The sequence below is a fragment of the Achromobacter ruhlandii genome (assembly GCF_902859695.1).
Classification (GTDB): domain Bacteria; phylum Pseudomonadota; class Gammaproteobacteria; order Burkholderiales; family Burkholderiaceae_B; genus Achromobacter; species Achromobacter ruhlandii.
On sequence record NZ_CADIJL010000040.1, the window covers coordinates 17,689 to 30,159 of the forward strand.

Sequence of the window (12,471 nt, forward strand, 5' to 3'; positions counted from 1 at the left end):
CCGTCGCTAGCCGCCCGACAGGCCGCGCTGCTCCGGCTCCGTCAGGCGGGCCTTCTGCGCCGCGTCCAGTTCGCCGTTGCCGACCATCTGGAAGATGCTGCGCGGATCGTAGCCCTGCGTCGCCGCCCCGGCCGGTGGATTGCCGCCCGCCGGCGCGCTGGCGCCGGGCGCTCCCGCGCCCGACACCGGCTCGCTGCCGTAGCCCAGGATCTGCACGCTGATGATGGACGGCAGGTTGCGGCGCGCCGCCGCCTGCTGCTGACGCGTGGTCTCCTGCGCGCCCTGGGTCGCGCCCGCGGCGGCCGCGCTGGCGCTGGTCAGCGCGGCGACGTTCACCGCCGCCAGCGCCGGCACGCCGGTGGTCTTGCCCTGCCCCACCACGTTGGCCGCGTTCACCACTTGCAGCGCCGCCAGATTGACGTTGCCCGAGAAACGGATCCCGGCTTCGCCCGCGTCGATGGTGCCCAACGGCGCCACCAGGTCGACGTCGCCCGGCGGCACCTCCGGGATCGGGTCGAGGGTCGCGATGCCCGCCCCCGTGCTGGGCACGGTCGGCGACAGCGTCACGTTGCCGACATCGTCGTACAGGCGCCGCTGCGGCGTGTACACCACCGTGCTCTTGGAGCCGCGGCCGCTGTTGATGTCGCCCTCGGCCGACCAGCCCAGGATGTTGCCGCCGAAGGTGGTCATGACCCGGCTCTGGCCCAGCAGGATGCTGCCCTTGGCGTACATCTGGATGTCGCCCGCGCCCTGGGTGATGATGCCGGCGGTGGACGGCGGCGCCATGCCTTCGACACCGAAGACCATCTGGCCGCCCGGCGCCATCAGGTGAATCGAGCCGCCATACAGCGTCTGGATGCCCGAGCCGCCGAACAGCGTGATGTCGCCCTGGTAGCGGATCGGCTGGCCATCGGCGCCGGTCACCGGATACAGCTCGGCGATGGCCTGGCGGCCGCGGGCATAGCTGCCGGCGCGCGGCCCGGTCGGATCGTTGTACTCGCGACCGCCTGCCGTCAGTTCGGCATAGTAGACCTGGCGCAGGAATACGCGCTGCTGCGCCGTCGGCAACGCATCGAAGTAGACCCGCGCCTGATCGGCGCCGCCGCCGTAGCCGTGCTGCGTGCGCAGCCAGTCGAGCAGTTCGCCCTCATAGGTCTTGACGGTCTTGCCGGGTTGGCCGGCCAACGGCTGGCCGGGATCGGCGCGGTTGGCCGGGTCCAGATAGCGCCGCGCGAAAGCGGCGTAATCGCCCTGGCCGCCGGCGCTGGCGACGATGCCGGCGCCGCCGCCGCCGGTGGTCTGCCGGCCGTCGATCATGCCCAGGCTGGTCAGGCGGCCCTTGTCTTCCTGCGTCAGATTGCGGCCCGCGCTGACTTCCAGCCAGCCGGGGCCGGCCACGTCGACGTTGGCGTAGAGGATGTCGCGGCCGGCGACGATGCGCGAGACATCGTTGGGCTGCTGGTTCAGGATCAGGGCCTTGAGGTTGACGATGTCGCCGCCGGCCTGGATGCTGACGGGCCGGGCGGCATGGTACTCGGTGCCGTCCTTGGTGGTTATCGTGCCACCGGCATACAGGCCCACGATGTCGCCGCCCGCATGAAAGCGCGCGGTGCCGGCGGCCGTGAGGGCGGGACGCCCCGCGGCCGAGTCCGTGCCGAACGCGAGCAGGCTGCCTTCCTGGCCCACGGCGTTGCCGGCGTTGACCGCCCCGTCGTTCCAGGTGGCCTGGTAGGCGGGGCGTTCCGGCACGGCGATCAACGTCGGGTCGGCGCCCGACATGCCGGTGCGATAGCCACCGCCATAGAGACCGCCGCGCGCAAGCATTTCCACCCTGCCCTGGCTCCCCGGCGCAAAGGACCATTCCGTTCCCGCGTTGGCCGAGCTGGCGTGATAGAAGATGCTTCCCGACGCCGCCACCGCGCTGACGCGCGACGGGTAGGCAAAGACGTTCGCATAAGCGCTGGCACTGTATTCGTAGGCATTCTTGAATGCGGCATTGTCGTTGTGGGCGGCCGCGATCGGCGTCAGGGCGCCGCCAGCGGCAAACAACTCCAGCGCGGTCCTTGCCGACCACAACGAGAACCAGCTGTAGGCCCCGCCCGGCTGCTCCACGCCCTCGTGAACGAAGGGGGTGGCCGACAACTGGTACATCCTGCCGGCATCTCCCACTCCGCCCAGAACGAGATCCCCGCGCGCGTTCAGCGCGACGGTCGCGTCGCCGGCCACGATGGCCGGACCGCCGGATGGCGCCGCCAAGGTGGGACGCAGCGGGTCCAGGCCGCGGGCATCGGATCGGTCCGTGGCCCCATACAGCGGGTCGACCCGGCCGATGCTGCGCGCCTCCACCTTGATGGCGCCGCGCAGGTTGGTCAGGACGCCGTTCAGGTCGGAGTACGGACCGGAAATATCGTTGATCGCATCCCCGGAGCTGGTTTTCAGCGGGTTCAGCGCGCCTCCGACACGCAGGCTCAAGTCTCCGCCACCCGTGGAAACACGCTTGCCGTCAGGGGTAATCCGCCCGGTGCTGCCGACGGCGAGCACCAGGCCCTGGACCGTCGGATAGCTGTTCAACAGCGCCACGGGCTGGGAGAGCACGCCGGCATCGCCGCCCACGCTGACCGACAGATTGCCGCCACCGAGCGTGCCGAAGCCGGTAAAGCCCTCCACCGACAGGCCCGGGGTGTAGAACGTGGAGAAGTACGGCGACGGCAGATAGGTGCCGAAGTTGATCCACCAGGCCGCCTGCTGGCCGATGCCGGGGCCGCCCTGGCGCCACAGCCAGTAGCCCGGATAGCTGCCCGGCGCCGGCGCCGCGCCACGCGGATCCGGGCCGTCGAACTTCGACGGCAGGCCCCGCACCGCGCCGCGCATGTCGCCCTGCACATTCAGCAGCAGGTCGCCGCCGCGCTCGGGATACCAGGCGCCGTATTGACCGCCGGTGACGAGGGGTTCGTAGCTGGCCGCGGCGGCGCCCAGCACGGAGCCGTAACCGTCCGTCTGGCTCATCAGTTCGTCATAGGCCCGCGGCAGGTTGTAGGCGTCCCGGCCCAACGCATCCAGAATGGGATTGCCTTGCGCGTCGCGCACGGCGTCCGACGGCGTGCCGGCGGTGTAAATGCCGTAGTAGGAACCCTGCTGGAAGTTGCCGCCGGCCAGGATGTCGAGATCGCCGCGGCCCGTGCGGATCACGCTGAAGATGGGCGATTCACCCAACAGGCCGAAGCTCAGGTCCTGCAGGTAATGCGGATCCGACAGTTTCACATGCCCGCGGTCGCCCAGCTGGAAAGCCGGCAGCAGCGCGCGGGTGTCGGCCGAATCCAGGTCGGCCCCGCCCGCCAGCCGCAGGCTCCAGGACGAGGCGCCCCGGCCCAGCATGGGCGCGACGGCCCAGATGCGGCCCTGCACCCCATCGGCGTTCAGGTCCCGCAGTTCCACCGTGCTGCCGTTGAACCGCAGGTCGGTCCCGCTGGGCAGGTAGGCGCCGGCCGCCAGCGGCAGGTCGGCGGCCAGGGCCAGCGGCGCATTGAAGATCGAGAGCCGCGTGCCCTTGGGCACGGTGAAGGCCCGCACGGCAACCGCCTGATTCAATGCCATGCCCGCGCCCAGGCGGGCGCCGGCCGTCAGTGTCAAGGCGGCCGGCAATACGCTGCCCTTGGCGTAGAGGGTGCCGTCCGCCGCGCGCACGTCGGCCTCCAGCACGGTGCCGACCGCCAGGGTCAGTGACTGGGCCAGTTCAACCTGGGCCGGCAGGCGCGCATTGGCCTTGATGGTGTTGGGCTGGATCGGCAGATCGAAATTCAGCGACTCGGTCTCGGTGTTGGGAAACACCGTACCGCCGGCCAGCGTGACCGCGCGCGGCAGGATCAGGCTTTGGCCGGCCACGTCGACGCCATTGGCGTCATCCGGGCCCGCCCGGCCGATCAGGCGCCAGGCGCGGACGTCATCATCGGTGCCCAGCGGCGGAGCGAAGCCGTCGGTGATGCTGCCGTAGATGTTCAGGTCGCCCTTGGCGCGCACCAGCAGCACGCCGGCCGTGCCAAAGCCGCGCCGGGCCGGATCACTACGGTCCGCGTCGGGCCCGTAGCGATGGTTCGACAGGTCCAGGTCGCCCTCGACGCGCAGGTCGCCGTCGGCGCCGCGGCTGACGATCTCCACGCCGGGGCGCAACGCATAGCCCCGCAGCCGCGCGCCCAACGCGGCGTTGGCCTGCGCGGCATTCATGTAGGCAACGCTGTCCGCGTCGATCTGGTCGAGATAGGCCTGGGTGATCACCTGCGGCGTGCGGCCGGTGATGTCCGGCGCCGTGGCGAGAGGCGCGTCGTCGTAGCGGCGGAAGGCATTGACCGACACGCGCTCGGCGCCCAGCACATTGGGTGCGCCGAGGATGTCCAACGCCACGTCGTCGGCGCCCTGGCGCGGGGCGTTCAGGTCCAGTGTGCCGCGCGCACGCCCGTCATGCTGGCCGGGCCCATTGCCCGCCGCCACGCCCGTGCCGGCCCGCAGGTCGACGGCCGCGTTGGCGCCGAGCACCAGGCGGCCCTGCGTGGCGGTCAGTTCGACCACCGCGCGGTTGGGGCTGTCGATGATGTCGCCGCGGCTGTCCACCCGCAGCAGGGTGCCGTGCGCATCCAGCAGGCCGTTGACGATCAGGTCGCGCTGGGCGGACAGGCGGATGCTGCCGACCTGGGCGCCGCCGGCGTCGACCACGCCATTGACCGTGAGGCTGCCGCCGTCGACCGCGATGTTGACCCGCCGGGCCTTGATCTCATTGCCGATCACCAGGTCGCCGCGCTTGAGCTGGAAGGCGCGCGATCCGGTCACGCCGCCTTCGTTCAGGCGCTGGTTCAGTGCCACGAAGTCGGCGATGGCCTGGGCCCGCAGCGCGATGCCGCCGGCCTCGAACGGCACCAGGGTGCCGCCGGCGTCGTACTCGCCGCTGGACTGTCCCCTGATGGCGCCGCGCAGGTCGATCAGGCCGGCGCCGGCGTCCAGCGCCGTCACCGTGAGCCGGCCGGCCTGGTTATAGCGCGCCGACAGATCGATGATGGACCCCGCCGCCTGGACGATATCGCCCTTGCGGCTTTCGAGTTCCACGTCGCCGCCCCAGCCGTAACGCGTCTGGTCGCCCAGGGTCACGGCGCGGCCGCCCAGGTCGAGCCGCGCCCCGTCAGCCAACGTCAGGCCATGCTCGGCCTGCGCCACCAGCTTGCCGCTGGGCAGCACGATGGCGCTGTCCAGCTCGACGCTGCCGCCTTGCAGGGTCAGCGTGGCGCCCCACGGCGCGGCGGCGTCGGCCGGCGCCGCGCCGGTGCCCGTCAATTGCAACAGGTCGCCGGCCGTCAGGCGCGTGACCGACCCGTTGCCGCCGGTGAGCATGGGCGTGCGCAATAGCAGCGAACCGCCCTGATACTGGAACTTGCCATCGACGTAGTCGCCGCGCGACTGGTAGACCTCCAGGCTGCCTTCGCCGCCCGCGGCGATCTGCTCGGCGGCGTCCATCCGCACGCTGGCGAAGCCCAACGCCTGCCGCCGCATCTGCTGATGCGGCACTTGCAGCGTGCCATTGGCGTCGCCCAGCACGATCCGGCGCGCGCTCAGGTTCAGCGTGCCCAGGCCGGTTCCCGCCCCGCCGGCCGCGATCGGGCCGGGCTCGGCGTTGGCGACGCCGTTCCAGACCAGCGTGTCCGTGGACAGGGTGGCGACGTCGCCGGCGCCGCCATAACCGTAGATGGCGGGCGTGTTCAGCACGAACTGCGCCAGGCTGGACGTGCCGGTGGCGGCATCCAGTGTGCTCAGATTGACGTTGCCAAAGAAATTGACCGAGTCGCGCAACGAGAAGATCACCCGCTCCAGCGCCGGCGCGCCGACGCTGGTGTCGCCGTCCAGCAGGCGTCGCAACAGGTCCTGCGACAGTCGCAGCCCCGCGGGCAGCACGCCGCGCGCCATCGCGTCCGCCAGCGCGGCATCGCCGCCCGCGTTCAAGCTGCTGGCGGCCACCACCAGGTTGCGGGTGCCGTAGCGCAAGGCGTCGTGCAGCACCAGATTGTTGCTGCCGAAGACCACCGTGCCATCCGAGTAGAGCCGGGTCGCGCCTTCGCAGGCGGTCGTCGGGCAGGCGCCAAGCTCGATCCGGCCCGATTGCGCGGCCAGCCCATTGCTGAAATCCAGCCAGCCGTTGGAAATGGCCAGGATGCTGTTGTTTCCGCCCGCGCCGCCGTACTGGTATCCCTGGCGCGCGTCATAAGGGGCCGCGCCCATCCCCAGGGTATTGATGGTCGCGCCGCGTTCGACCACGATCGACTTCGCCTGGTCGACGATCAGCAGGACTTCGGGCGCCCGCAACTGGGCGCCGGCACGCACGATGACGTCGCCGCCGGATGCGGTGGTGGTGCCCAGCCGGCGGTCTCCCGTCGTCACGGGCTGGTACGTCCAGCCGCCCAGCGACAGGCGGCTGGCGGCCACCGCGTTCAGGTCCCTGTCCCGCAGCGCGATAGCGGCCGGCGAGCCCGTGGACGTGGACGTGTCGCTGACGATCTCCAGCGCGGCGCCGTTGGTGCGAACCAGCAGCTGGCCGCCATAACCGTCCTTGGCCGGGGTGAAGCGGGCCTGGCCGTCGAACCGCAGCGCCTGCGTCGCGCCGGGCAGGTTGCGATAGTTGAACTCCAGCGCCGCCGCGTCGGCGGGCAGCATCGGCCGAGGCTGGCCGCTACGCGCGGCCTCGGCCAGCACGAAGGCGCTGTAGTCCATCTCGTTGTACTGGGCATGCCGTCGCAGCACGTCGCCGGGCGTGACCAGCGCCTGCCGCGGCATGGCATCCACGGTGCCGGTGTTGGACAGGCCGCGGACGGCCGCCACCGACCAGGATCCCCCGCGCAGCGTGCTGGCGTTGCCGGCCAATGCGCCTTGCCCCAGCTCGACGCGATAGGCGCCGGGCAACAGGGCGTAGTACGACGGCAGCAAGGTATAGGTGCCCGCGGGCAGACCGGGCACGCCGGCGCCGATCGTGATGGTCTCGCCGGCGCGCGGACGCGAGCCGGCATAGCCGCTGGCTTCGTCGCGCGGCGCCGCCGGCGCGTAGCCGTCGGCCAGGCTCGGCATGATGGCGTAGACCGGCCGATCGGACAGCGCTGGGAGGTCGAATTTGCCGGTCGCGGCATCGAACCGCGGCAAGGGATGGAACAGCGGATCGGTGGAACCGCCGCGTCCGCTGATGAACCCCGCGCCCGCCAAGGTGCCGCCGCCGGACAGGTCGATGACCGCGCCGGCATCCACCGCGATCGATCCGCCCAGCAGGGAAATGCCCCGCACCACCTGGAAGATGTTGGTGCCGCCGACGCCCACGGCCTCCACCGGCGCGCCTTGGTAAAGGTAGCTCAGGCCGTCGACGGTGCCGCCATAGGGCACGGTCAGGCCCGCCGCGCTGACGGAGGTCAGGCTGCCGGGCAGCAGCCGCACCTGGCGCGTGTCGCCGTTGATGCCGATGCCCATGACGATGCGTCCCAACGGCGCAAACACGTTGCCGCCCTGCTCCACGTTGGGCGCGTTCAAGGTCAGGGCGCCGAACACGGACAGCGGCGCGGCGGCCGCCCGCGCACCGGCCACGCCCTCGATCCGCAGCACCGCGTTGGCGTCGTAGGGCATGCCAACGCCGCGCCACCCGGCCACTGCCAGCCCCTTGGCGCCCGTGGCGGGGTAGACCCGCTGCGCGGCCAGCAACAGGTTGCCCGCCGTCAGCACGGTGCTGGTGTCATTCTGCCCGCTGAGGGGGATATCGGTGGCGCCGGCGGTGGCCAGGAACCGCAGGTCGCCCCGGCTGCGCAAGGCCACGTTGTCGTAGCCACGGCGTTCGATGGCCAATTGGCTGCCGCCGCCCAGCCTGACCGCGCCGGACATGCCGGCGTTGACGCGGTTGCGGATATCGATCTGGTCGGCATCGACTTCAAACAACGCGGCGCCCGGCAGCGCCGACGGCTTCCAGGCATTGAGCGTGGCCTCGACCTGCTGCACGATCGCGGGAGCCAGGCTGGTGCGGCCGCTCAACAGCACATAGGGCGCGATGATGCTGACCGTGGCGCCCGCCCGGGTGTTGCCCAGCGCGCCCTGGTACAGGCTGATCGATTGCCGCGCCCGCAGCGTCACGTCGCCGTCGAAGGTCAGCAGGTCGCGCGCATACAGCGACACGTCGCCAAAGCCGCCCGCGGCGATCTGGTCCATGCCGATGCGGCCCAGGCCATAGTCCAGCGCGGCGGTTTCCGGCGTGACGTCGGCCGGCAGCAGGCTCTCGCCCGCCGTCTGCGAAATGCGCAGCTCGCGCGGCCGCAGCAGGGGCTGCTGCGTACCGGTCGCATACAGCGGGGTTTCCAGCTTCAGGGACAGGGCGCCACCCGCGGCGCTGGCGCCGCCGGCCGCGGCTTGCATGGCGCCGTCCAGGTAGAGGCCGGCGGCGGCGGCCAGCGCGATCTCGCCGCCCTTGCCGCCCACCCGCCTGGGGCCAGCGCCGGCGCCGTCATCCACATTGATGTCCACGGTCATGGCCGAGCCCGACGCCTCCAGCACCGCGCCTGGCCGGATGACCACGAACTCGCCGTCAATGGCGATGCGTCCGCCATCGAGCTGTTTGCCGTAGCGGCGGCCACGGGCGTCCACGGCCGTCGCCGCAATGCCGCCCACGTCGAGCCGCGCGCCCGATTCAATCCAGACCGAGTTGGGCAGGCCGCCCAATTGCGCGGTGGCGCCCTGGTCATCCGCGCCCCGCGCCACCACGATCTGGCCGCCGGGCGCCTGCAGCGTGCCCTGCACCCGCATCAAGCCGCGCGACTGCAGGCGGATGGTCTGGCCCGGATCGACCCGCACCATGGCGTCCTGGCCGATCCGCAGGGCGCCGACCGTCTGCGGTGTCGCCGCAACGAAGGCGGACAGCGACAGGCTGGCTCCTAGCCGCTGGCTCATCCGGCCGGTGACGGCATTCTCCTGGAACAACGGCGGGGTCCACAGCATCAGCGCGTCACCGAAGCTGTCCGCCCGCGGATCCAAGGCATCGGGCCTGGCGCGATAGACCGGCATCGTCACGTCCAGCGCTATGCCGTCCGCAACCGTCAACCCCCGCGCGCCGTTGATGTCGTAGCGCGCAAACCCGCGCTGGAACAGGTCGCCGCGCAACACCAGGCCGTCGGCGCCGGCCTCGGCGTCCATGGCATCGCTGATCAACACCCGGCTGGCATCCACGCGCAGGGTGCCGCCGCCGTTGACGCCGTAACCATAGACTGCGCCGGCCAGCGACACGCCCACGGGTCCCGGACCGGGCACGCTACCGTTCAGCGTCACCTGCTCCAGCGCCACGTCGCCGCCCTTGCCACCGCTCAGCCTGCCCTTGACGTCCAAAGTCGCGTCCGAACGCGCATCCAGCACACTGCCCGCCGCCACAGTGACCGCGCCGGTGCCGCGCAGCGCGATCTGGCCGCCATTGCGCCAGGCCAGCGCATCGGCGTCTTCCGGCGCGCGCCGCAGATTGGCCCACGGGCCGCTGACATCGATGCTGACGCCGGGCGCCACCTCGACCCGCGCCGAGGTGTTGGCGGGCGGCGCCAGGAAAACCTCGCGCTCAACGCTCTGCAGCACATTGCCAGCAGCCACGCGGCCGCCGCGCGCCGTCAGGTTGCCCTGGATGGACACGTTCGGCGCGTACAGTTCGATCAGGCCGCCGGTGGCGACCCGCGCATCCTGCCCGACCGTCACGTCCTGCGCCGCCACGGCGGTAATCTGGCCAAGGCCCGCGCGGCTCAGCGCCGCGGCATCGAGCCACACGCTGTCGCGGCGATCGGCCGGCATGGCGCCGTCCAGCCCAAGCCGGTCGGCCAGCGGCGCCGTCGCTCCGGCAAACAGGATCTGGCTGGCCGCGGCCGCCAGGTCGTACCCCCAGGCGGTCGTCGTTCCACTGGTGATCTGGCGCGCCACATAGCGGCCGACGATCAATTGACCCGCCTGCGCCCGCGCCAGCTGCGACTGCTGGTAGCCGGTCTGCTGCCGCAGGCCCGCCTCCACCGCCTGTCGCGCCTGCGTCTGGCGCTCGCCCTGGAAGGCTTCGCCGACGATACCGCCTTCCATCACCGCGGTACGCGTGCCGATGACCAGGCGGCCCGCGTCGCGTCCGGCCGTATAGCCGTCTTCGTAGCGCTGCCGGGGCGCCAGCAAGGCGTTGTAGAAATAGCGATTGGCGTTCTGGCCCCAGCGCGCGTGGATGTCTTCAAAGCCGCGATACAGTCCTTTGTATAGCAGGTCGCCGGGCGCGCGCGAGACTTCGTACAGGCGGCCGTCCTCGCCCCGCAGCCAGCTCTGGCGGATGTTGCCGCTTGCCACATCCAGGGTCCCGCCCGAGATGTTGATGAGCGACCCCTGCCGGGCGACCAGCTCGCCGCCCTCCACCGTCACCGTGCCGCCGATCGCCGCCCACTCGCCGATGCCGTGGCGCTCGGTGCCCAGGTAGCCACCCACTTCCAGCAGCCCGCCGGCGGTGTACCAACGCTCGCGCTCGTAGCCGTTCACGCCCTTGGCCACCTGCACGAGCGCGCGGCGGTCGACCCAGATTTCGCTGTTGTTCAAGGTCTTGCCGTCGCGGTTGACCGGCGCGTCGCGCAATTCGTTGCCCTGGATGTTGATCTTGAGGTTGTTGGATTCCATCGTCACCCTGACGCCGACCGCGCCGGCCACGTCCAGCAACGCGCCATCGTTAAGCAGCGTGCGGCGATTGGCCGAGATGGCGATCTGGCCGCCAGTGGCCAGCGCCAGCGCGCCGTCCTGGGCCTCGACCGTGCCGCCGCTGGTCACCTCGATGCGCGACTGGTCGCGGCGATCGGGCAAGGCGCTCAGGTGATCGAAGGCCTGGCCCGCGGTCCGATGGTTGTCGCCCTCCTCAGCGGCCGGGCGCGCCAGCGTGTCGCGCTGCGCATCCAGCGCGAGACTGCCATCGTTGTCGATCAGGATGGCGGTGGCGGAATCAGGGCCGAACACGACGCTGCCGCTGGCGTCGCCGCTCGAGTTCAGCAGATGCACCGTGCCGCGCGTGGTCACCGACGTGGTGGACATGGCCACGCCTTGCTGGCGGACCTCGTGTCCGGTCAGCGTGATGTCGCCCAGGGGCGACTGGATCAGGCCGGTATTGGCCGCCACGCCTGCCTGACTGCCCGTATTGCGCCGCGCCGAGACCTCGTTGCCGCGCGTGGTGGAACGGACGTTGGCGTCCGATCCCAGGCCGCGGCGAATGATGAAGGTATCGCCCGCCGCCAGCACGGTCTGGCCGCTCGGAGTGGTGATCTGGCCGGCGTTATGGGCCTCGCGTCCCAACAGCAGGACGTAACCGCCGCCTTGGGTGACGCCGCTGGGCCTGGCGGTCTGGATGCGCGCGCCGGCCTCGACGCGCACGTCGCCGGTGGCGTTGCTGGCCCGGGCGCCATCGCCCTGGCCGACCAGGTCGTTGCCGAAGCTGGGCGTAAAACGCTCGTTGGCGCTCTCGCCCGTCTTGGCGCTATACAGGCCGCTGCGGAACTGGGCGTCGCTCATGCCCACCGCGGCGGCGACCAGGTTGCGGGTGTTGACCTGGCTGGAGCCGCTGAAAACGATGCCGTTGCGGTTGACGATCATGACGGTGCCGGGCGCTTCGATCCTGCCCTGGATCTGGCTGGCGCGCGCGCGCGGGTCGTTGACCCGGTTCAGCACCGACCACGAGCTTGCCTGCTGCTTGAACGATACCGTGGTGTCGCGGCCGACGTTGAAGGTCTCCCAATTCAGGATGGCCTTGTCGACGGTCTGGTCAACCGTCACGACGGTGCGCCCGTCTCGTGCGGACTGCGAGGCGGGCGTCAACGGACGCGCATTGACCCACCCGGCCGTCAGCGGATTGGTGTCGACCTTCAAGCCGCCTTCGCCCATGCCGTCCGGTACCGCCGACGCTTGACTCATCGCGGCCTGGCGCGCGGCGGCCTGGGCCGCCTGCTGCGCCGCGATCGCCGCCGCGCCCCGATTCAGGTTGGCGAGCGAACGCTGCAACTGCTGGTCGGCGCGCTGCTGGTCGCGCAGCGTCGACGGAATGCCCGCCAACCCGCCGCCGGGCAGGCGCCCGGTCGCCGCGGTTTGCGCCTGGGTGGCGCGCTTGTCCGAAAACCAGCCGGATCCGAACGCCGCCGGCCCGGCCGCCCACGCTGGCGTTGCCGACAGGGCCAACAGCAGCGCGTGCATGGCTGGCGACAGCCGGAATGCGGGGTTGCCCCGTTGCCTGCCGTTGCCACGTCGGATTGCGCTACCTGTCTGCTGGTTCATGCCGTATCTCTGGTCCTGGGTATGCGCCGCTGCGGAAGGCGGCTGTCGATATGGGGCCGGCGGCGGGCCAGGCGCGCTCGCGGCGTGCGCGAACGCGCGGCAAAGGGCCGCGACACCGGTCATGATGTGTCCGCCAGATGACAGCGGCGGGAAAAAAGG

At 71.2% G+C, this 12,471-nt stretch carries 1 protein-coding gene; it reads right to left on the minus strand.

All coding sequences use genetic code 11. The features are described from left to right. Window positions 1–6 precede the first annotated feature (6 nt). Window positions 7–12,312, minus strand: coding sequence for a filamentous hemagglutinin family protein (locus tag HV742_RS28310; RefSeq protein WP_175146964.1), 12,306 nt, complete (start codon window positions 12,310–12,312; stop codon window positions 7–9). Between the last annotated feature and the right edge of the window lie 159 nt (window positions 12,313–12,471).